Raw genomic sequence first — 26,088 nt, forward strand, 5'->3', positions numbered from 1 at the left:
TTCGTACACGGCTTTTTCTGTACACGTATGTATACTGTGCAGGCTATTTATCGGCCTGTCGCCCGATAAATGCCGCAACCACGGTATCTTCGCCTAGTTGACGAGAGAACACATAGGCACCCGCTTGGGGGATGGCTTGATGCTTGCCTGCACCAATAGCCGGATGATCTTGCCTAAACTGGCCCACTTTACGCCAATGGTTCAGCAAGTCAGCTTGCATAGCGTTGCGCTGCCATATCATGTCTGAACGAGTGCCTTGATGGAAATCGTCCCCGTAAGGGCCCAAGTCACGCCCGACTTCATCACCATAGAACACTTGTACCGCACCGGGCGCTAGCAACAGTGCGTTGGCGGCACCACGCTGCATGCTGGCGTCTTTAAAGCGACTGAAAAAGAGCTCAGTATCATGGGAAGACATATAGCTTACCGGAATGAAATCCGCCTCTTTTGCCATGGTGTCTGCATACGCTTGATAAGTGTCTTGCATTTCACTCAAACAGTACGCTCCCTTATCCATTTGCTTTTGCAAATCAAAATTAATCAACGCATCAAAGCCTTGGTCAAAGTAAGGGCTGCGATAAGCACGGTGGCCCCATACTTCTCCCATCATCCAGAACGGCTCTCCCGTTTTGTCATGCTGACGCCGCCAAGTCTCTAGCGCCGCCGAAGCTTGCGATTTCAATGCTCGCCAAACCTCGCCATCGACATGCTTGACCGTATCCACCCGAAAACCATCAATACCGAAACGCTCTACCCATTGGGTTTGCCATTCAAGTAAGTAATCACTCACGGTATAGTTATCGCGCGCTTCAACGCGGGTACCTGGGTTGTTTAGCAACCATTGCGGTGGCGTCACTGGCTGATCGGATTCCGTTTTAAAATCCGGTAGCCCGGCCAATGTCAGGGTTTTATCACTGCTCCCGGGCTGATCATAACCCGGTAACCCCGCACGCACCCAGTCTTTGCCCCACCATTGGTGCCAGTGGGTGCTCTTGTAGTCAATGGCCTCATGAAAGTCATGCCAACTTTGCCCCTTATCGGGCTGCCAATCTTGCCATTTCTCTGGCAACTCAGCGCCATTGACGACGTTAATCCCATCTTGCTGTAAGTCCGCGAGCGTGGCATAACCTGGATGGTTGACCACAGCGTCTAGGAACACTTTTAGGCCGCGCTGATGCGCTTCATCCACGAGGGTTTTGAGCACGGCATCATCACCAAAGTTGTTGTCCACTTGAGTAAAATCACGTGACCAATAACCGTGGTAAGCATAAAAAGGAAAACTGCCTTGGCTACCACCGCCGACAAAGCCATGCACTTGCTCGACAATCGGGGATAGCCAGATCACATCTGTGCCGAGCGACTGGATATAATCCAGTTTATCAATCACGCCTTGCAAATCCCCACCATGAAAAGTGCCGATGTTCTGTGCATCATCTTGATGACGCCCATAACTGTGATCGTTGCTCGGATCGCCATTGTTAAACCTGTCTACCATCACAAAATAGATATTGGCATTCCGATAACTAAACGCAGAAGAAGGCACGTCAACGGGGGCCAGCAGCACCAAGCCACCGCTGTTCGCTGCCGGTGTCAGCGTGACACTGTGATCCTTTACACGCACCACTTGGCCACTGAGTGTTTCTTTTAGCTGAGTGCCTTCAGCAAAGCTATCGCCAAGCTGCAAAGTGACAGGTCCGCCTTGATACTGCTGGCATTGCACATCCGGCAAAGGCCGTTTAAAGGTGGAGGCCGTCTTTTTCGGCTCACGTTTTACGCTTAATGTGCGCGTATCCGCTTGATAATAAAAGCCATAGTCACCGGCAAAACGAATAGTGAGGTCAAAAGTGCTGGCCGTGCCGCACCCCAGCGGTATCGGCGTATTAAACTTGGCGCTCGAGGGTGTATTCGCTTGGCACTCGCCATCCACACCGTCCACCGTGATTTGGTAAGTGTTTTTTCCCAATGCAAAGACCGCCGGTGCGTCTGCGTTGAGTGGCTTATCGGCTTGTGTGGTTGAGGTCGTCACCGTGATATGGGGAGAGGCTGCGGCTGTCATTGACAGCGAAGCGGCTATCGCGATAGCGAGCCGCTGCCAAGTAAAAACAGGGGTCATGATCGTGCTCCTTGCGATTTTCTTTTAGGGTAAAAAAAACGCAAGCGATTGACATCATTCCTGCTTCTGCGCCCTAAAACTGTGAGCCATGACAATCAAAGGATGAGCCAAGCCAGTTATCCCTTGCGCGCGTGATCGGCAATAGCATAGTGAGACATTAATCATTATCCACCCCCAACAGCTCGCCAATATCGGCAGCAGGGGCTGGACGACGATATAAATAACCTTGCCCAAAGGTGCAGCCTAGCTCTTGCAGTATGTCTTGTTGATGTAGCGTTTCTATTCCTTCTGCCACCACGCCGATCCCGAGACTATCCGCCATCGCTATCATCGCTGACACAATCGCGACTTCTTCTTCGTCGGGAGACTGGCTTTGAATATCTTTGATAAAGTGACGGTCAATTTTTAGTTTCGAGATCGGATAACGTTTTAGGTACGCCATGGACGAGTAGCCCGTCCCAAAATCATCGATCGCTATCCCGACACCTTTCTCACGCAATTGTTCGAGAACACGCAGCGCATTGGCTTGGTTTTCGATCAAGGTGTTTTCCGTGATTTCCAGCTCTAAAAAGCGTGGATCGGCGCCGGTGCGTGCGATGGCTTCGGCTACCACTTGGGTGAAAGTGACATCCGCGAGGTTACGCGGTGAAATATTCACGGCCATGGAGATCGGCGCCCCCGCATCATGCCAAGCCTTTAGTTGGCGACAGCCGGTTTCCACTACCCATCGCGTGATATCATGAATGATTGAACGCTCTTCGGCGACCTCGATAAAATGAATGGGAGACAGCAAGCCGCGCTCAGGATGATGCCAGCGCAATAATGCCTCGACACCCACAATCTGCCCCGTCACCAGATCCACTTGCGGCTGGTAAAAGAGCTCCAGTTCTTCATTTTGCACACATTGGCGTAACTCCACCGCCAAACGTAGCTTGTGGTTGGCATCAATGGTCAACGCATCATCATAGAACGCATAGGTGTTGCGGCCCGATTTTTTGGCGTGATACATGGCCGAATCGGCGAATGTGAGGAGCTCTTCCGTACTCGACGTATCGTCTGGGTATCGCGCAATACCAATGCTTACCCCGATTTGCGCATCAATGCCGCCATCGAGGACAAACAAACGGTTCATGGCATGGATCACGTTTTCAGACAAGCGAATACACGCGGTGTCATCAGTGTGAATCAAACGAAGAATGACAAACTCATCGCCCCCCAAACGTGCCAAGGTGTCACCTTCATCAAGCAAACCATGCAGGCGCTCACTGACCAACTTCAATAGTGCGTCGCCCACCGCATGGCCATGGCTGTCATTAACGAATTTAAACTGGTCGAGATCCAGAAACATCAAGGCTATCTGATTGCGCTGAACGGACTGCATGTTCATCGCTTGACGAACACGGGATGTTAGCAACAGACGATTCGGTAACCCAGTCAGCGCGTCATAATGGGCCAAATCAATCAACTTTTTCTCCGAGTCCTTAAGTTTAGTGATGTCAGAGAAGACACCAATATAGTTAACGACCTCCCCGCTATCGTCTTTCACCACGCTAATAGAAAGCAATTGGGGATATACCACGCCATCTTTACGTCGATTCCATATTTCGCCTTTCCAACGCCCTTCGTCGGCGATTTGTTGCCACATCTCACTGAAAAACGCGTGATCATGACGCCCTGAGTTCAAAATGGCTGGCGTGGCACCCAGCACTTCTTCCTCTTTATACCCAGTAATCGCGCTAAATCCGCCATTTACCGTGACAATCCTTCCCGCCGCATCGGTAATCAGCACCCCTTCACTGGACTGCTCAAATATTTTTGCATTCAGCATGAGCTTTCTCTCTACTTCAAGACGTTCTGACACATCATGAATGACAGAAAAAAGCAGCTTGGCATGGCCAATGGTGATCGGTGAAGAATGGACTTCCACTTGCCGCACCTCACCACTTTTAAGCCGATGCGAGAAGATAAAACAATTTTTCGCACGCTGTTGCGCCTGAGAAAGGCTTTCTTTAAGGGTACTATCGGTTTGAGTATTGATATCACTGATCCGCATCGACGTCAGAGCAGCATGGTCATAGCCATAAAACTGCTGCGCGCTGTCATTGGCATCAAGAATGTCGCCCGTTTTCGCATCGAGGAGCATCATCACCGCGTCGTGACGTTTAAAAATGCTTCTGAAGCGGTAACTATCATCCACCACACGCCCTATTGATTGGGCAAAACTACGCCCCGCGTTGTAGCGGCCATACAGGCCACCCAGCCAAAAAAGCAAAATAATCGTACCGACAACCCATACCGTGGGGTGAGGATGCAGCCCTTTCCATCCCGATTGCGGTACCCCCAGTAAACGCCAATCCCCCGAAGGCAAATTGACCGTGACCGCCTCAGGCGACTGGCTTAGTACCGACGTGTCACCATAAACCGTGGTAAATACCTGGTCAGATTCGCGTTTTTCCTGTAATACCGCGCGGACAGGATAGTTTTCTCCTTGCTTAAAACTGGCGGAGAACAAACCATCGATATCTAATACCGTGGATAACACCCCCCAAGGCAGACCGGAGTTTTGGTTGACTATTGACTGCCTGGCAATCAACGCCGTCCCACCTTGTATGAGCTCAACAGGGCCCGAAATGACAGGCTGTCTCGACCCATAAGCCGCACGAACACTCTCTAATTGCTCGGGAATATCATGATAATGAGTGCCCAATAAGGAGGACTCTAACGTGTTAGGGTAGACGTGGCTGATCACCCAGTTTCGCGCCGCGCCAAAATTAAGAATATAGGGGGTTTTGTCTTTGAGCTGGCCCGCAAATCGGGAAAAATCCTTTTGGTCCAAATCAGGGTTAAGGCTGATGTAAGTAGCGAGTCCGTGACTTAAATCCAAATTCTGTGTCACTTTCAGCTCAATACGCGAGCGATAAGCCAGCAGCGCCCGTTGCACCTCTTTCACTTCTTGGTCATGCGCTTGTTGGTAGAGCCAAAACTCCACTGAGGCCACTGAGAAAGCAAAGACCAAAATGGAAATAAGCACATTATAAACAAACCCCACTCGCGCGGAGCGGCGTGCAACTTTATCAAGCGCTGAGGGAACAGCTTGCTGCATGACGTGATATAACCTTATTTCGCGCGGCTAGCGGAGCGAAAAATAACCAAATTTCAGATGTAGCACGTGATTATAAAGGGCGTGAATAGTTTCGCCAGTATTACTATTAGGTTTCACAACATTGCGCATAAACAGTATGCTTGATGGGGCTTTTCTATCAAGCGGTTACGCCTCTCACTTAACGTAACCACACCAACGCCGATGGCAAACAAGGAGTGTGCATGGCAATCACCATCGAGTACGGCGTACTATTGGTCAGCTTAGGACTGATCGCAGGGATTATTAATACGCTGGCGGGCGGCGGCTCGAACTTAACCTTACCCGCGTTGATGGTGATGGGCATGCCGGCTGATGTCGCTAACGCCACCAATCGTGTAGCGGTTTGGTTACAGTGTGTATCTGGCATGTCAGGCTTTCGCCAACACAATAAGCTAGAGACACAAGACATTATCCCCGTTTTGATCCCCAATTTACTCGGTGGCCTTTGCGGTGCATTAGCCGCCGCTTGGCTCCCGACCAGCTGGGTGAAACCCTTGTTGCTTGGTACCTTACTGACCATGACGCTGGTGATGCTGATTAAACCTGCGACCTTTGGCCCCCCAGAGGGAACACCGACAAAACGCGTGAAAGATACGCCCATGGCTTGGTTGGGTCTCTTACTGGCTGGCTTCTATGGCGGCTTCGTGCAAGCCGGGGTAGGATTTGTACTACTGGCAGCGCTGTGCGGCACACTGCACTACGACTTAGTGCGTGGCAATGCGCTCAAGCTGGCCTGTACGCTCGCTTTTACGACGTTATCCTTAGTGGTTTTTATTGCCGATGACCTGGTACGCTGGGTTCCCGGATTAATATTGGCATTGGGCGCCATGCTAGGGGCACGGGTTGCGGTACGCTTTGCCATTTCCGCCAACCCCAAGGTGCTAAAAATCTTCTTATTTGTGATGACCTTGATCGGCTGCATCGCCGCCTATGCGTTCTAACGCCCGGCCTGTGTGTCAGGTGGCCGCATGACCAGGCGCGACACTTGCTCACCGGCTACGCAATATACCGCTGCATGAGGCTATCTCGTGGCTTTGCGTGTGCGTTTTGTGGCACGCGTTGATGTCGCCGTTGACTTTTGATTAGCAGCCGGCTTTGCTTTCGTTGTTCGCTTTCGGTAGCCGGACGTACGCCGCCCTTTACGCGTGAAAGATTTAGAGGGGGCGGCAGGCAAGTCGCTTAACGAGGCCGGCGGTGGCGATGTTTTCACGGTTTCAATTAAGCCTGTCACTTGTGCCGTTAATCCTTGCATAAAAGGATGATATCCACACTGACGATCCGCCATATCTTGCAGTTGCCGCTCCCAATCCGCCGTCATATCCGGATATGTGGCACTGTCTGGCAGTGCGGCGATAAGCCCTTTACCACTGGCGCTGGCGTGTAACGTTTTTCCTTGCCGCGTTAATAACCCACGTTTCACCAATAACTCAATGATACCCGCACGGGTTGCTTCGGTGCCTAAGCCGTCAGTCTCACGCAATATCTCTTTCAGGGCTTTGTTTTGTACATAGCGACCAATGCCTGTCATCGCTTGCAGCAGGGTCGATTCCGTAAACGCCGCAGGCGGCTCTGTCATGCAATCTTTAATCTCACCGCGTTCACAGCGTTCTTGATCGCCTTTATTCATCAGCGGCAAGGGGGCGGCGTCACTGTCAGCCGTTTGTCGAGTCGGCAACAAAGCACGCCAGCCTGCTAACGTCAGCACCTTCCCTTTGGCGATAAAACAGCCGCCTGCGATATCAAATATGAGCTTGCCTTCCGCGTATTCGGCAGCAGGGTAAAACTGCATCACGTATTGGCGTGCGATGAGCTGATAAATCTTTGCTTCATCGGCTGACAAGCTTGTCGGCGCGACTTTCGCCGTGGGGATAATCGCATGATGAGCGCCTACTTTACTGTCGTTCCATGCCTTACCTTTACGCTGAGGATCAGCCTCATCACATGCCTGGCTAAGCGCCTCACAGCCTTGCTTAATGGCACCGAGTATCTTATTTGCCTCGGCGAAGTGGCCTTTGGGCAAATAACGACAGTCTGAGCGCGGATAAGTGATCAGTTTGTGGCGTTCGTAAAGCTGTTGGCACACATCCAGTGCTTTTTGCGCACTAAAACCAAACCGCTTTGAAGCGTCAATTTGTAATGCCGACAAATTGTACGGCAGCGGCGCGGCCTGTTTGCGTTGTTGACGCTCCGCTTCAGTGACGGTCGCGGTTTGTCCTGCGATGCGTTGTGCGACATTTTCTGCCAAGGGACGAGACAGGACGCGTCCCTGTTCATCTTGCCACTTTGCACATGCCTCACTGGGCTGCCAACGTGCCCGTATCTCTCCCTCTGGATGAGCAATGATCGCATCCAGTTGAAAAAATGGGTGTGGCACAAAGCTGTCTATCGCCTGATCACGGCGCACCACCAGCCCTAACACTGGCGTTTGCACACGTCCGACTGATAACACGCCTTGGTAGCCGGCCTGTTTCCCTAACAAGGTATACGCGCGAGACAAATTCATCCCATACAACCAGTCGGCGCGTGAGCGCGCTAAGGCAGATACGGACAGAGGCATATAGGCTTTGTTGTCTTGCAGTTGCGCGAGGGCCTTTTTCACCGCAGAAAGGTTTAAATCACTGATTAGAAGGCGCTTAATGTTAGCTTTTTTGTTGGCACTGACCTTGGCGTAATCAATCACTTCATCAACCAACAGCTGCCCTTCTCGATCGGGATCGCCCGCGTGCACCAATTGGTCAAACTGCTTGATCAGCTTTTTAACAATAGCCAGTTGCGCCGCGGCGACTTGACGAGGACGGAGCTGCCATTTTTCAGGCACAATAGGCAGATCAGCCAGATCCCACTTTTTATAGCGGCTGTCATACGCATCCGGCTCAACCTGCTCCAGTAAATGGCCGATACACCAGGTCACCACGTCGCCTTGAGCGGTCTCGATGTAACCTTTGTGATTTTTGTGCGGTTTGGGTAATCCAGCCGCAATTGCGCGTCCGAGACTGGGTTTTTCCGCTATAAACAATCGTGCCATGACAAAGCCTTTTTAACCGTCGCTGAGCGCATGGTATGCAAAGGCCGATCAGGGCGCAATAAAAAACCTGTACATATGCACAGGTTTTTCGAGGTGAGCGCGATGGGTATTCACTCAGAGATAAGTGACATACTTGCTGGCATCGCGCTTTGGGGCATTGGCTGGGGCGCAATCAGGCGTCCCTAAGTATAAAAAGCCCACAATCTGATCGTCACCTTCTACCGACAGCGCGTCGCGCACAGCAGGATGATAAGCAAAGGCGCCAGTGCGCCAAAACCCTTGAAAGCCCTGCGCGACAGCGGCCATTTGCATCGCTTGCGTGGCACATCCCGCCGAGATATGTTGCTCAATGGTAGGAACTTTATCGTGCGGACGCGTACGGGCAATCACTGCGACCACCATAGGCGCTCGAAACGGGGCGTTACGCGCTTTCTCAATCGCCGCCTCATCCGCGCCATTGGTTTGTGCGGCGTCGGCAAGAATGGAGGAAAGCCGGGTGAGCCCCTCACCTTCACAGATCACAAATTGCCATGGCGTCAACGCGCCGTGGTCAGGGGCGCGCAGTCCTGCTTGAATGATGTTTTCAAGCACGTCACCGCTCGGTGCAGGCGCGGCAAGACGCGGTATCGAGCGACGCTGTAAGAGCATTTCAAGTGCGTCCATGATTCATCCTTTTTGCCGTTAAACGGCCATGTATAACTCGGTTACAATAGATTAACACAGCCGTGAACAGATAAAATCGTGCAATGTGTATGGATTTAGAGTGCCAACGCCGTTTCAATCCCTTGGCGAATCGCGCGTTTCGCGTCCAATTCGCCCGCATGCTCTGCGCCGCCAATCAAATGGTAAGACACCTTCGCCTCATCCAACTGCTCAGCGAGCTGGTTAACGGACTCTTGCCCTGCACACAAGATGATCTCAGTGGCAGGAATCAAGTGCGCCTCATCTTTGATACTGACGTGCAGCCCCTCATCATCAATTTTGTGATAGGTCACCCCTCCTACAAGATTCACACCCCGTTTTTGCAAAGTTTTACGATGGATCCAGCCAGTGGTTTTGCCCGGCCCTTTGCCAACACGTCCCTCGCGGCGCTGTAGCACCCACACCTGCTTATCGCTATGGGTATCATGGCCAGGATACAAGCCGCCTTCGTGGCTTATGGTTTTATCAATGCCCCACTCTTTAAGCCAATCATCCAAGCTTTGATCGCTGGGCTCGGTGATCATGGTGGCAACATCGACCCCAATGCCTCCAGCACCAATGATGGCAACATGGCTGCCAAGGGCTGGCTTCTCGCGAATAAACGTTTGGTAATCAATCACTTTTGGATGGTCGATACCTTCAATCGCGGGGCGACGCGGTTTGACGCCTGTTGCGATAACAATGTCGTCGAATTCGCGCAAGGCGTCGACATCCACAGACTGATTGAGTGTCACCGTCACCCCCGCTTTTTCTAGCCTTCGAAGGTAATAGCGAATGGTTTCTTTAAACTCTTCTTTTCCTGGAATGGCCATCGCCAAATTAAATTGCCCGCCTAGACGATCCGACTTTTCGAATAAGGTCACGTCATGACCCCGCTCAGCCGCTTCGGTGGCACAGCTAATCCCTGCCATGCCTCCCCCAATCACCGCTACTCGTTTCACTTGCCGAACAGGCGTCGCCACCAGTTCCGTTTCGTAACAGGCTTTCGGGTTCACCAGGCAGCTTGCCCGTTTTCCTTTGAACACGTGATCTAAGCAGGCTTGGTTACAAGCAATACACGTATTGATGTCATCCGGCTGTCCCGCCTTAGCTTTGGCAACAAACTCCGCATCGGCCAAAAATGGCCGAGCCATCGATACCATGTCCGCCTGCCCGCTCGCCAAAATCGATTCGGCGACCTCCGGTGTATTAATGCGGTTACAAGTGACCAAGGGCACCGACACTTCACCTTTAAGTTTTTCGGTCACCCAGCTAAACGCACCACGTGGTACCTGGGTGGCGATGGTGGGCACGCGCGCTTCATGCCAACCGATCCCCGTGTTGATAATGGTCACGCCCGCTTGTTCAAGGCCTTTGGCTAAGGCAACCACATCCTCGAAGGTATTGCCTTGCTCGACCAAGTCCAGCATCGATAGGCGGAATATCACGATAAAGTCGTCGCCAGCAGCCTGACGGACCGCACGCATCACTTCAACGGCAAAGCGCATTCGATTTTCAACCGCCCCGCCCCACTGGTCATACCGACGATTAGCGCGGTGACAGAAAAATTGGTTAATGAGGTATCCTTCCGATCCCATGATCTCGACGCCATCATAGCCCGCTTCTCGGGCGAGCGCGGCACTGCGAGCAAAGGCTTTAATCGTGCGCCAAATCGCCCGCTCGCTCATTTCAAATGGGGTGAATTTACTGATAGGCGCGCGAATGGCTGACGCACTTTGCGCGAAAGGATGAAAGGCATAACGCCCCGCATGCAGAAGCTGAAGCGCAATTTTCCCGCCATTGGCATGGACCGCTTCAGTGATGGCACGGTGTGCACGTGCCGCGCGTCCGGAGCTAAATTGCGCGCTAAATGGGGTCAAGCGACCGCGAAAATTGGGCGAGAAGCCACCTGTGACAATCAACCCTACATCGCCTTTCGCACGCTCGGCGTAGAAGGCCGCTAGCTTTTTAAAACCATCGTTTGCTTCTTCAAGCCCAGTATGCATAGAGCCCATTAGGACCCGATTTTTTAGGGTGGTAAACCCAAGGTCGAGTGGGGCTAGCATGTGGGGATAAGGGTGCTGTTCCATTGCTTGCTCACTTATTGTTTGTGGTCTGACCAGACTATAGCGCTGACAGATACGTGATTTCAAACATTCGTTTACAAGTTAGCAACATGGTGTCGCGATTTATGATCTAGGTAGGACTTTCACCCAGTATTAGCGTATATCGACAATCGCTAGCACCTATCGCTCTTGGCTCTGATCAGCTAGGATATCAGCGACATGCACCGATGGACTCAAGTATGAAAAAACTGTTCCGCTTTATTGCATCCCTTTTTAAATGGCTGTGGCGTGCGCTCAGTTTCGCGCGGCAGCTTTTGTTAAACGTCCTTTTCATAGGCGTGATTGTTGCCATCTACTTTGCGCTCACCTCAGAAACACCCCTAACGCCCAAAAAAGAGGCAGAGTCCGTGAAGGTGGCACAGTCTGATCCCGAGCCACGCGCGCTTTTGCTGAATATTGATGGCCCGATTGTTGAACAGCGTCAACGGCTTAGCCCAATTGATACGCTGTCGCGCAACGCGCTCGGCCAGCCGGTTGAAAGTGAAAATGTGTTGTTTGACATTGTCGACACCATACGCCATGCCGCCACCGACGAGCAGATCAATGGGATTGTACTCAGCCTAGGCGACATGCCGTCCACCAGCTTGACCAAGCTGAGGTATATCGCCAAAGCCATCAATACGTTTAAAGAGAGTGGCAAACCCGTGATTGCCATCGGCGGCACCTATAGCCAAAGCCAGTACTATTTGGCCAGCTATGCCGATGAAGTGTTGATGTCACCTGATGGCATGGTGATGCTGCAAGGCTATGGCAGCTACAACCTTTACTGGAAGGACTTACTCGATAAATTGGATGTCTCTACCCATGTGTTCCGTGTGGGGACGTATAAATCGTTTGTTGAGCCTTACACGCGCAACAACATGTCTGATCCCGCCCGCGAGGCGAATCAAGCCTGGCTATCTCAGCTGTGGGATGCTTATGTGCGCGATGTCGCGGAGAACCGCGGTATCCAAGCCGATATGCTGTCTCCCAGCGCTGAGCAACTCCTCACTCGATTACGCCGTTTCGAAGGTGACTTCGCCGCATTATCTAAAGACGTGGGAATCGTTGATAAGTTAATGACACGCCAGCAAATCCGTCGCTATCTCGCCGAGACGTTCGGGAGCGATGGCAAAGACAGCTTTGAATACACAGGTTATTACGATTACCTGCCGAAGATACAAAATGGGTTTAGCTTGCCAGGCAACAATAACATTGCCGTCGTCGTCGCCAGCGGCCCCATCATGGACGGGCAACAACGCCCGGGTACGGTGGGGGGGGATACCACCGCAGCCTTGCTTCGCGATGCGCGCCTAGACAACAGTGTTAAAGCCGTGGTGCTACGTGTTGATAGCCCGGGAGGCAGCGCTTTCGCCTCTGAAGTCATTCGTAATGAGGTGGATGCATTGCGTGAGGCAGGCAAACCCGTGGTGGTTTCCATGTCAAGCGTCGCCGCCTCCGGTGGATATTGGCTATCGGCCAGTGCCGACCAAATCATAGCTCAACCGACGACGATCACTGGTTCAATTGGTATTTTTAGCCTATTCACTACCTTTGAGAACACGCTAGATGATTTGGGTATCCAGTCGGATGGTGTGGGCACCACCCCGTTTGCCGGAGTGGGGCTGACTCGCGCTCTCCCTGATGAGGTAGGAGAAATCATGCAACTCGGCATCGAGCACGGCTATCACCGCTTCCTCTCCGTTGTCAGTAACCACCGTAACATGTCGATGGAACAAGCCGATCAGGTCGCGCAAGGCCGCGTCTGGACGGGACAAGACGCATTGAATCTCGGCCTAGTGGATAAGTTAGGTGACTTTGACGATGCGGTATCAACCGCTGCCGAACTCGCTGGCATTGAGAGCTACCAGCTCGATTGGATGCAGCAGCCACTCACACCCTTCGAGCAGTTTATTAATGACATGCTCGGACGAAGTGCGAGTGCGCTTGGTAAGACGGTCCAGGCGAACATGCCATCGATAGCGCAACAACTGGCGTCGTCACCACAGTGGCAGTCATTGACCTTGTTGGAAAAATTTAACGACCCGCAAGGGCGTTACTTATTCTGCTTGAACTGTCAGTATCAATAAAATCGACTAGCCCTGACCATACAGTCAGGGCTTTTTCCTGTTTTTCTTCTATTCTGTGTGCCGCTCGGTGTTATCGATGTAATCGTTACATGTATACTGTGCCCACGCTCATTTAATGCAGATTTGACATGATGGAACGTAAACACATTTATATCGCTTACACAGGTGGCACGATCGGTATGCAAAAATCCGATCATGGGTATGTCCCTGTGTCAGGTTTTCTTCAACAACAATTGGAGAAAATGCCCGAATTCCATCGTCCAGAAATGCCGCTTTTTACTATTCATGAGTACGAACCACTCATTGATTCATCGGATATGACGCCAACGGATTGGCAACGGATTGCGGACGATATTGGCGAGAATTATCATCAGTACGATGGCTTTGTGATCTTACATGGTACCGACACCATGGCTTACACCGCGTCAGCCCTGTCGTTCATGCTTGAAAACCTAGAAAAGCCAGTGATCGTGACCGGCTCGCAAATTCCGATCGCAGAGTTACGCTCAGATGGGCAAGCCAATCTATTAAATGCACTTCATATTGCGGCCAATTATCCGGTCAATGAAGTGACCTTGTTTTTCAATAACCAGTTATTACGTGGCAATCGCAGTACCAAGTCCCATGCCGATGGCTTTAATGCCTTTACCTCGCCCAACCTACCCGCGCTGCTTGAAGCCGGCATTCATATCGAGGTAAAAGCAGATAAGCTTAACCAGCCATCCGTCGGCCCTTTTAAAGTGCATACCATCAATGATCAACCGGTTGCGGTGATCATGATGTACCCCGGCATCTCTCCCGATGTGGTGAAAAACGCACTCAAGCAGCCGGTCAATGCCATGATTTTGTTAACCTTTGGGGTGGGCAATGCGCCCCAGCAGCCCGAACTACTGGACTTGCTCAAACAAGCCACCGATCGTGGCGTCTTGGTGCTTAACTTGACCCAGTGTTTGGCGGGACGCGTGAATATGGGCGGTTATGCCACAGGCTGTGCATTGGCTGACGCTGGCGTATTGAGCGGCTACGACATGACGCCAGAAGCGGCGTTGGCTAAGCTTCATTTCCTGCTTAGTCAGTCCTTGCCGTTTGAGACCCTACGTACCTTGGTACAAAAAGATCTCCGCGGTGAACTCAGCTATTACTGATGCGTTGCTATCCAAGCAAATCACTCAGTGTGTGACGCCGGCAAGGTTGCCGGCGTTTTTATTTGCTAACGTATAGACAGAGCCAATCATTTTATATTGGTTGCCACTCAAAGGAGCGCAAAATGAGGGTATTACATGGTGACTCATTGTCGCCGCATACAAGGAAGATCGCACTCGCATTGAGATTGAAACATCTCACCTATCAACTCGCGCCTACCTCGCCCTTTGAGGCGCATGAACGTGTCATTCATCACCCACCGATGCAAACGGTGGTCGCGCTCGCCGAAGCATCACATACCATTTACCAAGACACAGTGATTACGGCCTACCTAGATGATGCCTATCCTGATCCGCTGCTTTATCCCGGTAACCCCACCCATCGCGCCGAGATTCGCTGGATTGAATGGTTTTGTCGCTATCAGCTTGATCCCTTAATCACAGATACCTTGTTTTATCAGCGGGTAGTACGCGGGCATATTTTAGACAAAACGGTGGATCACCAAGCGGTGAACCAAGCCCTGCAAACATTACCCGCATGCTGCCAATATTTAGGTGAGCAGGTAAAGGCAATGCCCACCCAGACAGTGACGATGGCGAGTATCAGTGTGTGGAGTCTGTTTCGTTGCGCAAAAATGGCAGGATTGGTGCTGGACGACCGATTCGCCGCACTGAGTGATTACCTCTCAGCCCTCGACCAACACCCTTTGTTCAATGCCTATGCGCAGGAAGAAAATCATCAATTGACGCCGTTTTTCGCCAGCCCGATTAGCCTAGCGACGATCTAGGTATCAGCACGCTAATGGCCGATTCAATGATAGATGCGGCCATCGCCGTGATCGCTGATCGCTAGTGCTTTGTGTGACTGTCCTGAGTCGTAACCTCAATCCGAGCTTCGTCTGGACGAGCGAATTCACGCTTCAGTTCCGCTTTCGATTTCCACGTCACATTGCCCCCTTTCGCGACGGTCATGTGTTGGGGCTGGCTGTTGTGACGTGATTGATACAACATAACGGCTTGCAAGGCTTGGTCGCGTTGCGCTTGGTTCAAGCTGGTACCGTCTGGCCATTTGCCCGTCTCCACGGCATAGCACAACCGATCATATACTTCAGGCGTCATTGCCTTTAACACTTGTTCAATATCCATGATTACCTCTTGGCGATCCTCATTAGACTATTATGCCTGAACTTGGTGGGTGGACGGCATGCTTGGTTCAGTGCGCTTTATCACGCTTTAGACCATCAACTACACTCAAAGATCACGTATACTCATCGCAACTGACTCAGGATACGATAAACCATGGATTTACGATTACTCACGCGTTGTTTTTACCCATTGGGTCTGATTGCGAGTTTACTGCTACTCGCCGGCTGTGAAGGTGAACCGACCACGAATCAAGTCTGCGAAACCCACCCAGAGCTATGTGCAGGACTGAACACCGGTGATGGGCAATGCCGATTTGAGCGCTCTGATTTGATTTTCGATCGCTTATCTGTCTATCAAAACCCCACCGATATGAACAAGCTGGCCGAGCTTAAACAAACCAAAGTCTACCTGCGCTGCATGGAACTGGTGGCAGAAATTGAGCCCACCACCTTAAAAGAACGCAAAACTAAGCGTACCGAGGCGGTATATCATGCTTACGACGCCATTGAGCGACTAGAAAACGAACTGAAAGAATCTTACCAACCGCCCGTGATTTACTATCGCTGGTCTCAAGGCGATAACAGTGCGTTACCACAGTTTTTAAAGCTAGAGGGAACACGCCACCTCGAAACGCCACAATTGCAGCTCGGACTTGCCACCTATTATGTGTCACGCAACAAAGCGAAAACGGTAGAGATCCTACTCCATGCATTGTCGCTTTATGACGGTGACAATGACACGGTTCGCAAAGAGGTGATCCCAGAAGCAATTAAGTCACTGGCGACCACTAATCATGCGCTAAAACGCTTTGAACATGCTTACTTGTGGGCAAAAGTGGGGGAAAGTTACAATCTTCCGATTGCGCGCGGTGATCGCCTCGCTCGGCTCTATCCGTTGACAGAGCAGCAGCAAAAATCGCTACAACGTCTGGCGTTCGAGATCGCCGCCGCCATCGAAGACGGTGAGTTCGAAGCAACCTTGCTACAAGCAATCGACAAAGAGACTCAAGCATCCTCGTAGACAGCTAGCCTCACCACTTCCGTGCAGCCCTTGTACCCGCATGCTGCACGGATGAGGCCGCCTTTGTTCCCGACTATCGCTTGTCATACCAGTTTAACTTTCACGATCGCGGTTCTACTTCTACGCTAACAATTACCAGCAGTCGCTCCGTGTCTGCAGCCGATGCGTTAATCGCTCGCGGTTAACGCGCATACAGACATGGCCGCAAGGGCGTCAAATGTTTAGGCGATGTAAAAAAAATCCGTACTTTTTTTTGACTTTAAACAATTTTGGCTGCGATTACCCTTGCATGGCGGGGTCCTATTCTGTAATTTTACTACCAGTTTCATCTCACTAGAAATTAAGTTGTGGAGCAACATAATGACTATCAAAGTAGGTATTAACGGTTTTGGCCGTATCGGCCGTTTCGTATTCCGTGCATCTGTCGAGCGTAACGACATCGACGTGGTAGCAATCAACGATCTTATCGACGTTGAGTACATGGCTTACATGCTGAAGTACGATTCAACCCACGGTCGCTTCAACGGCACAGTTGAAGTAGAAGGTGGTAACCTTATCGTTAACGGTAAAACCGTACGCGTCACTGCAGAGCGCAACCCAGCAGACCTTAAGTGGGATGAAGTGGGTGTTGACGTTGTTGCTGAAGCAACCGGTATCTTCCTAACTGACGAAACCGCACGTCAACACATCCAAGCGGGTGCGAAGAAAGTGGTTCTAACCGGCCCATCTAAAGATGCGACGCCAATGTTCGTTATGGGTGTTAACCACAACGACTACGCGGGTCAAGACATCGTTTCTAACGCTTCTTGCACCACCAACTGCCTAGCACCTGTCGCGAAAGTATTGAACGACAAGTTCGGTATCGTATCTGGCCTGATGACCACCGTTCACGCCACGACTGCGACGCAAAAAACCGTTGATGGTCCGTCTGCGAAAGACTGGCGCGGCGGCCGTGGTGCTTCTCAGAACATCATCCCATCTTCAACCGGTGCTGCAAAAGCGGTTGGTAAAGTATTGCCAGTACTAGACGGCAAACTGACTGGTATGGCGTTCCGCGTACCAACTGCCAACGTGTCTGTTGTTGACCTGACTGTAAACCTTGACAAAGCAGCGTCTTACGACCAAATCTGTGCGGCGATGAAAGAAGCGTCTGAAGGTGAGCTGAAAGGTGTTCTAGGTTACACCGAAGATGCCGTGGTTTCTCAAGACTTCATCGGCGAAGTACAAACATCAGTATTTGATGCCAAAGCAGGTATCGCACTGACTGACAACTTCGTGAAAGTGGTTTCTTGGTACGACAACGAAATCGGCTACTCAAACAAAGTATTGGATCTGGTTGCACACATCGCTAAGTAATGCGCATGTAACCCTATCCAACGTAAAGGCGGCCATTGGCCGCCTTTTGTTTATCAGGCCCCATGGCTCGGGACCACGCTTTCTGTGAACGTGTCTTCGATAACTGATTAAGGAACACTTACCCAAGAGGATCAGGCTATGACTTCTCCCACTCTGCATGTTGAGCGTCAACTTTCTGCATCTGTCGATCTGTGCTATCGCCAGTCCGTTCCGATTCTTCGTGTTACTCACCCTGCGTGTTCAGCCACTATTAGCCTATTCGGCGGACACCTCATCACGTTTGCTCCTGCAGGTGAAAAGTCACTGACTTGGATGAGTGATAACGCTATCTATGATGCCAACACCCCCTTACGAGGTGGTGTACCCATTTGCTGGCCATGGTTTGGTCACACCGGGCAACCTTCTCATGGCTTTGCTCGTCGTCAAATGTGGCAGTTAGCGAACATTGAAGAAACAGCGAAAGGCGTCACCATTCAACTGCAGTTATCCGACTCAGACGCTTCGCGAGCACTATGGCCACATTGTTTTCAGGCGACAGTGACCTTTACGCTCACTCATCACGCCGACATCGCCCTAACCGTGACCAATACAGACCAACGCCCTTGGACCATGGGTGGCGCCTTGCACAGCTACCTTGCGGTAGAAGATAGCGAGCAAGCCAACGTGGAAGGGCTCGGTTGTCAGTATCTTGACAACTTTGCGGCAGGCAACGCCATGCCAGCGACGGGGAAAGTGACCTTCGAGGAGCCAGTTGATAGGATTTATACGGGGGCTAACGACACCCTCACCTTAACCGATCCAGTGGGAAACCGCCGTCTCAAGGTCAACAACCAAGGGGCAACGAGCGCCGTCGTCTGGAATCCAGGCCAAGCGGCGTCCATTCAGATGGCGGATATGGACGATAACGGATACCTCAAATTTGTCTGTGTTGAAGCGGCGATTGAACAGCCCACACAAGTTGTCCATCCAGGACAAAGCTACACGTTAGCAACCCGGTTAATGGATGAGCGCCACTCAAGCTAAGCGCGCGTCACAGGCCGCTTTACACCCAAGCGGCCTGTTTTAATGGGTAAAACTACATAAAAATATAGTTTACCCCCAAGTAACCCGACGCGGCGGTAGATTGATCCACCATTGGGCTATCGGCAATATCATCATCCAAATTGGTGTAGCGCACACCACCCATTAGCTGAATACGCTCGGTCAGCATAAAATAACCACTGGCACCAATAAAATAATGGCCAGCCGAGCCCGGCTCATAAGCAGATAACCCCGACCGTGCCGCTTCGTCTTCGCTGATCCCATACAAGTGCTGATTGAGCTCATGGCTGTTATAGGAGTAACCCACTTCCGGTGATACGCCCCAACGAGCGTGATTAAAGCCATATTTCCAGCTTACTTCGCCATACACCCCGTCTCTGTCATGCGTGACGCCTTCCCCAGCCAGCACCTGGAAACGACCTATCGGCGAGTGGTACTGATAAGCTAACGCCGCCACAATCGACGTATCACGTTTGTCGAGCTGGCTCAGTTGCGGATCATCGGTATCGGCGGGGTCAAAACGGCGTGGATCATAGGTCGCTGATAAAACAAGATTGTGTGTTGAATCTTTCGGGGCTAGCCTTGCACCTGCCGTCAGCCCGCGAAAATAAAAATGGTCGGTATCAACATTGACCGTGGGGACCACAAGCGGGTCGGTATCCGTGTCTTTATAGACCTGAGGTGAAAATGCGCCTATCACACCAGCAGAAACACGCGTCTCCGCGTAAGCACTGCCGGTGGCTAGCATAAAGGCGCAAGCGACCCAAGCCGTTTCTCTCGCTATGTTCATCATCTATTCCCTTCTTGTTTGACGGCTGGCAACCGTCAGCCTAATCGCCCTAACGGGTAAAACTATCACCGTTAGCATACCTCACTCGCTTGAACGCCAGCTGTCAATATCTTGACAAGACAAGTGTACGGATACGGCAACAAAAATTATCGAAAAAACAAACAATTCTTTCACGCAAAATCGGCAAATCAGGTCTAACCTTATTAAAAGGAAAGGGACCATTCAGCCAATTTTGCACCTTTTCTTTTTGAGTTATTAGACGATTTAGGGGGCAGGACCATGACTATTTTCGATCACTATCGTCAGCGTTACGAAGAAGCGAAAGACGAGGAAATGAGCCTTCAGGAATTCTTGGATCTTTGCCGAGAGGATCGCGGCGCGTATGCCAACGCGGCAGAGCGTTTGCTGATGGCAATTGGCGAACCTGAAAAGATTGATACCTCGCTTGATCCTCGACTCAGCCGTATTTTTTCCAACCGAGTGATTTCCCGCTATAAAACCTTTGAAGACTTTTATGGCATGGAAGACTCGATTGAGCAAATCGTCTCTTACCTCAAGCACGCCGCCCAAGGGTTGGAAGAGCGTAAACAAATTCTCTATTTGCTGGGCCCGGTCGGGGGCGGTAAGTCGTCCTTGGCTGAAAAACTGAAAAGCTTGATGCAGCAAATGCCTATCTACGTGCTGACGGCGAACGGCGAGCGTAGTCCAGTGAACGATCACCCATTTTGTCTGTTTGATGCCGAAGAAGACGGCCATCTACTCGAGAAAGAGTACGATATTCCCCATCGTTATATTCGCCATATTATGTCACCTTGGGCGGCGAAGCGGTTGAAAGAGTTTGGTGGGGACATTAGCCAGTTTAAAGTGGTGAAACTGCGCCCATCGATTCTCAACCAAGTCGGGGTGGCCAAAACAGAACCTGGGGATGAAAACAACCAAGATATTTCTTCACTGGTGGGTAAAGTTGATATCCGTCAGCTTGAACACTATTCACAAGACGATCCTGATGCCTACTCCTACTCTGGTGCGCTGTGTCGCGCCAACCAAGGGATGATGGAGTTCGTCGAAATGTTCAAGGCGCCTATAAAGGTGCTCCACCCGTTATTGACCGCCACCCAAGAAGGCAACTATAACGGGACAGAAGGCCTATCGGCTCTGCCATTTGATGGCATCATTCTCGCACACTCAAACGAGTCCGAGTGGCAATCGTTCCGCAACAACAAAAACAACGAAGCCTTCCTCGACCGTGTCTATATCGTCAAAGTGCCCTATTGCTTGCGCGTGTCAGACGAAATTCGAATCTACAATAAGCTACTGTCTTCCAGTGAGCTACGCCATGCACCTTGCTCACCCAGCACACTGGATATATTGGCACGCTTCTCTGTGCTTTCACGGCTAAAAGATCCTGAAAACTCTAGCATTTATTCAAAAATGCGCGTGTATGATGGTGAAACCTTGAAAGATACGGATCCCAAAGCCAAGTCCTATCAGGAGTATCGCGATTTTGCTGGGGTCGATGAAGGGATGGACGGGCTCTCGACACGCTTTGCGTTCAAGATCTTGTCGCGAGTCTTTAACTTTGACCACGCAGAAGTCGCCGCAAACCCCGTGCATCTTTTTTATGTGCTGGAACAGCAAATTGAACGTGAGCAGTTTCCGCAAGAGATCGCTGAACGCTATCTTGAGCACCTCAAAGGCTACTTGATCCCCAAATATATCGAGTTTATCGGCAAAGAAATTCAAACCGCGTATCTCGAGTCCTACTCAGAGTACGGGCAAAATATTTTTGACCGCTATGTCACCTATGCTGATTTCTGGATTCAAGACCAAGAGTTTCGCGATCCAGATACTGGCCAGTTGTTTGACCGCTCGGCGCTCAATGCGGAACTGGAAAAAATCGAGAAGCCCGCTGGTATCAGTAATCCAAAAGATTTCCGCAACGAAATCGTCAACTTTGTCCTCCGCGCACGTGCCAATAACGAAGGCAAAAACCCAGCTTGGACCAGCTATGAGAAGTTGAAAACCGTCATTGAGAAGAAAATGTTCTCCAATACCGAAGATTTGCTTCCAGTGATTTCCTTCAATACCAAAACGTCGAGCGAAGAGCAGAAGAAACACGACGACTTTGTCGCTCGTATGATGGAAAAAGGCTATACCCGCAAGCAAGTTCGCTTGCTCGCAGAGTGGTATTTGCGCGTGCGTAAATCATCGTAGCCCTCGGGCTGACGCAGATGACGGGAGAGAGATATGGCGCATTTTATTGATCGTCGTCTCAATGGCAAAAATAAAAGCACTGYCAATCGACAACGCTTTTTACGCCGACACAAGCGGCAAATTAAAGAGTCCATTGCTGACGCCGTCAACAACCGCTCGATCACGGATGTTGAAAGCGGAGAGGATATTTCTATCCCTTCTCGTGACATCCGTGAACCGACTTTCCACCAAGGCAAAGGGGGACAGCGTGATGCTGTCCACCCTGGTAATGATCAGTTTAGCCCAGGGGATCGTATCGCTCGTCCCCCTGGTGGCGAAGGGGGCGGTGCCGGAGAAGGACAAGCCAGTCCTGATGGCGAAGGTCAAGATGAGTTCGTCTTTCAAATATCAAAAGACGAATATTTGGATCTCTTGTTCGAGGATCTTGAGCTTCCGAACCTGAAGAAAAACCAAATGAATAAAATGGTGGAGTACAAAACGCATCGCGCGGGGTACACCTCAAATGGGGTGCCCTCGAATATTGCCATTGTACGTTCACTACAAAACTCACTGGCACGACGCACGGCGATGTCAGCCGGCAAACGCCGAGAGCTGGCAGAGCTTGAAGAGGCGCTTGAGCGCGTGCGCGAGGCCGAGCCTGCACAACCGCTTGAAGTGAAACGACTCGAAGAAGAAATCACGGCATTGAAGCGCAAAATCGCCGCGGTTCCGTTCATCGATACCTTTGACTTACGGTATAAAAACTACGAAAAGCGGCCACAGCCAAGTAGCCAAGCCGTGATGTTTTGCTTAATGGATGTGTCCGGCTCGATGGATCAAGCGACCAAAGATATCGCGAAACGGTTTTATATCCTGCTTTATCTTTTCCTTACACGCACCTATAAAAACGTGGAAGTGGTCTTTATTCGCCACCACACGCAGGCGAAAGAAGTCGATGAGCACGAGTTTTTTTACTCACAGGAGACCGGCGGCACAATTGTATCCAGTGCCCTGCGGCTGATGGATGAAATCATCAAAGATAGGTATGACCCGACAGAATGGAACGTCTATGCGGCACAAGCCTCGGATGGCGATAATTGGGCCGATGACTCACCCGGTTGCCGAGAACTACTGCAAAACACTCTGTTGCCGGTCAGCCGTTATTACGCCTATATCGAAATCACCCGCCGCGCGCATCAAACACTGTGGCGTGAATATGAGGCGTTGGCGCAAAGCCATGACAACTTTGCAATGCAAAATATTCGCTCAGCGGAGGAAATTTTCCCCGTGTTCCGCGAATTGTTTAAGCGTCAGGTCGAAGCCTGACGCCATACCGGCATAGACGTATTTTATCAGGGAGACATGGTATGGCTGTCACCAAAGGTAAACGTAACACTCCACTTCATGATGGACCCGATTGGACCTTTGACCTGCTCGAGCAGTATCACAAGGAAATCAAACGCGTCGCTGAACACTACAAGCTGGATACTTATCCAAACCAAATCGAAATCATTGCCGCTGAGCAAATGATGGATGCTTACTCAAGCGTCGGGATGCCCATCAATTACAATCATTGGTCGTTTGGTAAAAAATTTATCGAGACCGAACGCAACTACAAACACGGGTACATGGGGCTCGCGTACGAGATAGTGATTAACTCCAATCCGTGTATTTCTTATTTGATGGAAGAAAACACCATCACCATGCAAGCGCTGGTGATGGCACACGCCTGTTATGGCCATAATTCCTTTTTCAAAGGCAATTACCTGTTTCAAACTTGGACAGACGCAGGCTCCATTATTGATTACCTGCTGTTTGCAAAAAATTACATCAGTGAATGTGAAGAAAAGTACGGCCTGGCAGAAGTAGAAAACCTGATCGATTCCTGCCATGCCCTGATGAACTATGGGGTCGATCGCTATAAGCGGCCACAAAAGATCTCTCTTGCCGAAGAAAAAGCACGCCAAAAAGCCCGAGAAGACTACCTGCAAACGCAAGTCAATGAACTCTGGCGTACCATCCCGAGTGGCCAAAAAGAGCAAGAAGAAGAAAAACGCCGTTTCCCTGCCGAGCCACAAGAGAACCTGTTGTATTTTTTTGAAAAGCACTCTCCACTGCTTGAGCCATGGCAGCGAGAAATCGTGCGGATAGTGCGCAAGGTCAGCCAGTATTTTTACCCGCAAAAGCAAACTCAGGTGATGAACGAAGGCTGGGCGACATTTTGGCACTACACCATCCTGAATCACCTTTATGATGAGGGGCTGGTGACTGATAGCTTTATTATGGAGTTTTTACATAGCCACACCAATGTGGTGGCACAACCGCCTTACAACAGTCAGTTCTATTCCGGCATTAACCCCTACGCACTCGGGTTTGCCATGTTCCAAGATATTCGTCGCATTTGCGAAAATCCCACTGAGGAGGATAAGTACTGGTTTCCCGATATCGCCGGGAAAGACTGGCTCGACACCGTTCATTTTGCGATGGCCAACTTTAAAGATGAAAGTTTCATCAGTCAGTTTCTCTCGCCTAAAGTGATGCGGGATATGAAGTTTTTTGCCGTCAATGACGATGACCGGCAAAGCTACATTGAAGTGACCAGTATTCATAATGAACAAGGTTATCGCCAATTACGTGAAGATCTCTCCGCGCAGTACAATCTCAGTAATCGCGAACCGAATATTCAAGTCTTCGATGTCGATTTACGTGGCAACCGTTCACTCACGCTTCGCTATGTCCCTCATAACCGGATCCCACTCGCGAAGTCTTATGAAGAGGTGCTCAAGCACGTCCATCGGCTGTGGGGGTTTGAAGTGATCCTCGAAGAGGAAACCAGTGAAGGACGCGGAAAAATACTGAGTAGCTGCCCCAAGCGGCCGCAGTTTGATCCTGACATCTTGATGGGCAGCCACTAACCTTGTCGAGCCATCCATAAAAAAGCCGCCATGGTCATCAGCATGGCGGCTTTTCTTATACACATGGTTTCACTCATTGGATCGCGTTAGGCTTCTTCTTCAGCCATATGTGCCGCAATTGTTTCACGGTTACTAAACCACAAGCCACCGCACTCACGTCCGTATTGTTTGACTCGATCGCCAATCATTGGGTGCTGATTATTGGCTATCATATCACGTAAGTCATTGTAAAAGCTCAATGCATTTTCACAGGCGCGGCGATCCATAAAGTAATATCCGCCCACACGCGAATAAATCTGACGCATGCCATTAATGGTTAACACATACACCTTGTTGCCAGAAAAATGCGCCATCCCTTGGAACAAACGATAGTCAAAGTGATTAAACGCGCGCCCCATACAAATGCGCTCGCACAAGGCGGGATCTTGCTTACCGTATTTGTCCTGGATCTTTTTAACGTCTTTTAAGACTTCACCTTGTTCATCGATAAGTCCCAAGAACTGCTCAAAGCTTTCGCACTCAAGCACTTGCTCACAACGTTTAATCACATGGTCAATAAGGTTTAAGCAGTCATCAGCTCGGTTTTTCGCTGCATAACGCATGTACACGCCACTGATGTCGGTGCGCGCCGCGAGTAAGTCCTCAAGCACACCATGCACATCTTGCCCCTCTAGGGTGACCAGCGTATCAAGAATGCTCAGTCCTGATGTACGCATATAATCATTTACGCGTGTTGGTTTGCCATGTTGAATGGTTAACCAGCCATCACGCGCCAGGCGCTGCAACACTTCACGTAAGGTGGTGCGAGTGACCCCAATCAGTTCAGACAGTTCACGCTCTGCAGGTAAAATGGAGCCTTTAGGAAAGTGATTATTCCAAATACTTTCAATTATATATTTTTCAGCAAATGTTGCTGGGCTATCCGCCTTTATAACCATTGAATCTAAATTCCAATTTGCTTCTTGCTCTGATTAATAACTCATCATACCACCAGACGCCATCAGCAGAAACCGCTGAGTGAGATCACCGGATATCGCGTGACATCTGCTATCTTTTTGTACCAGATCAATGAAAAACTGGGCATAAATCGCAAAACTAACCCATACAAGATGTAACAAAATATGTCTGAGGCAAACTAGCGCACACTTATGCGTGACGAAGCTATCCATCCACGCATTGTGAACCATGCGTCCCGATAACCCTTCGTCACTGATATCTGTCACCCTCTTACTGTGCCCATGCATCCATTCGCCGATTGGGCGTTTGTGTCGGTGCACGTTACTCGCCCATCCGCGCACTAGGTAGGCATAGATAACAATGAGACTTTCA

Annotated in this window: 18 protein-coding genes; 10 read left to right on the plus strand and 8 right to left on the minus strand. The window is 50.6% G+C overall.

Annotated features, from left to right (window positions below):
- Window positions 1–43 precede the first annotated feature (43 nt).
- Both BZG23_RS10585 and BZG23_RS10590 read right to left on the minus strand, forming a co-directional pair.
- Window positions 44–2,113, minus strand: coding sequence for an alpha-amylase (locus BZG23_RS10585; RefSeq protein ID WP_077606891.1), 2,070 nt, complete (start codon window positions 2,111–2,113; stop codon window positions 44–46).
- A 157-nt stretch (window positions 2,114–2,270) separates the two neighbouring features.
- Window positions 2,271–5,216, minus strand: a complete 2,946-nt coding sequence (locus BZG23_RS10590; RefSeq protein ID WP_077606892.1) for a bifunctional diguanylate cyclase/phosphodiesterase — start codon at window positions 5,214–5,216, stop codon at window positions 2,271–2,273.
- Between the two features lie 221 nt (window positions 5,217–5,437).
- Between BZG23_RS10590 and BZG23_RS10595 the strand changes: the two genes are divergently transcribed.
- Complete coding sequence (locus tag BZG23_RS10595) at window positions 5,438–6,196, plus strand: sulfite exporter TauE/SafE family protein (RefSeq protein WP_077578066.1); 759 nt, start codon at window positions 5,438–5,440, stop codon at window positions 6,194–6,196.
- Between the two features lie 80 nt (window positions 6,197–6,276).
- Here the strand turns inward: BZG23_RS10595 and BZG23_RS10600 are convergent, their stop codons facing one another.
- From BZG23_RS10600 to BZG23_RS10610, 3 genes are all read right to left on the minus strand, one after another.
- The gene (locus tag BZG23_RS10600; RefSeq protein WP_077606893.1) at window positions 6,277–8,280 is read right to left on the minus strand and encodes a DNA topoisomerase III; all 2,004 of its coding nucleotides are present in this window, start codon (window positions 8,278–8,280) and stop codon (window positions 6,277–6,279) included.
- Between the two features lie 114 nt (window positions 8,281–8,394).
- The gene (locus BZG23_RS10605; protein ID WP_077606894.1) at window positions 8,395–8,943 is read right to left on the minus strand and encodes an NAD(P)H nitroreductase; all 549 of its coding nucleotides are present in this window, start codon (window positions 8,941–8,943) and stop codon (window positions 8,395–8,397) included.
- A 95-nt stretch (window positions 8,944–9,038) separates the two neighbouring features.
- Window positions 9,039–11,051: an NADPH-dependent 2,4-dienoyl-CoA reductase gene (locus BZG23_RS10610; protein ID WP_077606895.1), complete on the minus strand. Its 2,013-nt coding sequence runs from the start codon at window positions 11,049–11,051 to the stop codon at window positions 9,039–9,041.
- 215 nt (window positions 11,052–11,266) lie between these two features.
- Between BZG23_RS10610 and sppA the strand changes: the two genes are divergently transcribed.
- The 3 genes from sppA (at window position 11,267) to BZG23_RS10625 (ending at window position 15,086) form a co-directional block, all read left to right on the plus strand.
- Entirely contained in the window at window positions 11,267–13,156 is a 1,890-nt protein-coding gene (gene sppA, locus BZG23_RS10615; protein WP_077606896.1) for a signal peptide peptidase SppA, read from the plus strand.
- A gap of 131 nt (window positions 13,157–13,287) precedes the next feature.
- Window positions 13,288–14,301: an asparaginase gene (ansA, locus tag BZG23_RS10620; protein ID WP_046075464.1), complete on the plus strand. Its 1,014-nt coding sequence runs from the start codon at window positions 13,288–13,290 to the stop codon at window positions 14,299–14,301.
- A 122-nt stretch (window positions 14,302–14,423) separates the two neighbouring features.
- Window positions 14,424–15,086, plus strand: a complete 663-nt coding sequence (locus BZG23_RS10625) for a glutathione S-transferase family protein (RefSeq protein WP_046075291.1) — start codon at window positions 14,424–14,426, stop codon at window positions 15,084–15,086.
- 61 nt (window positions 15,087–15,147) lie between these two features.
- Here BZG23_RS10625 and BZG23_RS10630 read toward each other — a convergent pair whose 3' ends face one another.
- Complete coding sequence (locus tag BZG23_RS10630) at window positions 15,148–15,444, minus strand: YeaC family protein (protein WP_046075290.1); 297 nt, start codon at window positions 15,442–15,444, stop codon at window positions 15,148–15,150.
- 153 nt (window positions 15,445–15,597) lie between these two features.
- Here BZG23_RS10630 and BZG23_RS10635 point away from each other — a divergent pair, with 153 nt between their 5' ends.
- The 3 genes from BZG23_RS10635 (at window position 15,598) to BZG23_RS10645 (ending at window position 18,843) form a co-directional block, all read left to right on the plus strand.
- Entirely contained in the window at window positions 15,598–16,464 is an 867-nt protein-coding gene (locus BZG23_RS10635; protein ID WP_077606897.1) for a DUF2989 domain-containing protein, read from the plus strand.
- Window positions 16,465–16,824: 360 nt separating this feature from the next.
- Window positions 16,825–17,820 (plus strand): type I glyceraldehyde-3-phosphate dehydrogenase, encoded by a 996-nt coding sequence (gene gap, locus BZG23_RS10640; RefSeq protein WP_046075288.1) that lies wholly within the window; start codon window positions 16,825–16,827, stop codon window positions 17,818–17,820.
- Between the two features lie 138 nt (window positions 17,821–17,958).
- Window positions 17,959–18,843 carry a D-hexose-6-phosphate mutarotase gene (locus BZG23_RS10645; protein ID WP_077606898.1) on the plus strand — a complete coding sequence of 295 codons (885 nt, stop codon included), beginning with the start codon at window positions 17,959–17,961 and terminating at the stop codon, window positions 18,841–18,843.
- 52 nt (window positions 18,844–18,895) lie between these two features.
- Here the strand turns inward: BZG23_RS10645 and BZG23_RS10650 are convergent, their stop codons facing one another.
- Window positions 18,896–19,654: a MipA/OmpV family protein gene (locus BZG23_RS10650; RefSeq protein WP_046075286.1), complete on the minus strand. Its 759-nt coding sequence runs from the start codon at window positions 19,652–19,654 to the stop codon at window positions 18,896–18,898.
- A 276-nt stretch (window positions 19,655–19,930) separates the two neighbouring features.
- Between BZG23_RS10650 and BZG23_RS10655 the strand changes: the two genes are divergently transcribed.
- From BZG23_RS10655 to BZG23_RS10665, 3 genes are read left to right on the plus strand one after another with little or no spacing between them, the layout of a single operon-like run.
- The gene (locus tag BZG23_RS10655) at window positions 19,931–21,865 is read left to right on the plus strand and encodes a PrkA family serine protein kinase (RefSeq protein ID WP_046075285.1); all 1,935 of its coding nucleotides are present in this window, start codon (window positions 19,931–19,933) and stop codon (window positions 21,863–21,865) included.
- A 33-nt stretch (window positions 21,866–21,898) separates the two neighbouring features.
- Window positions 21,899–23,170: a YeaH/YhbH family protein gene (locus BZG23_RS10660; protein WP_077606899.1), complete on the plus strand. Its 1,272-nt coding sequence runs from the start codon at window positions 21,899–21,901 to the stop codon at window positions 23,168–23,170.
- A 41-nt stretch (window positions 23,171–23,211) separates the two neighbouring features.
- Window positions 23,212–24,759, plus strand: a complete 1,548-nt coding sequence (locus BZG23_RS10665) for a SpoVR family protein (protein WP_046075283.1) — start codon at window positions 23,212–23,214, stop codon at window positions 24,757–24,759.
- An 86-nt stretch (window positions 24,760–24,845) separates the two neighbouring features.
- On the opposite strand, the gene fadR is transcribed toward BZG23_RS10665, so the two are convergent.
- On the minus strand, window positions 24,846–25,697 hold the full coding sequence (fadR, locus tag BZG23_RS10670) for a fatty acid metabolism transcriptional regulator FadR (protein WP_046075282.1): 852 nt from the start codon (window positions 25,695–25,697) through the stop codon (window positions 24,846–24,848).
- Window positions 25,698–26,088 lie beyond the last annotated feature (391 nt).

The sequence above is a fragment of the Salinivibrio sp. ML290 genome, from assembly GCF_001995695.1.
GTDB lineage: Bacteria > Pseudomonadota > Gammaproteobacteria > Enterobacterales > Vibrionaceae > Salinivibrio > Salinivibrio siamensis.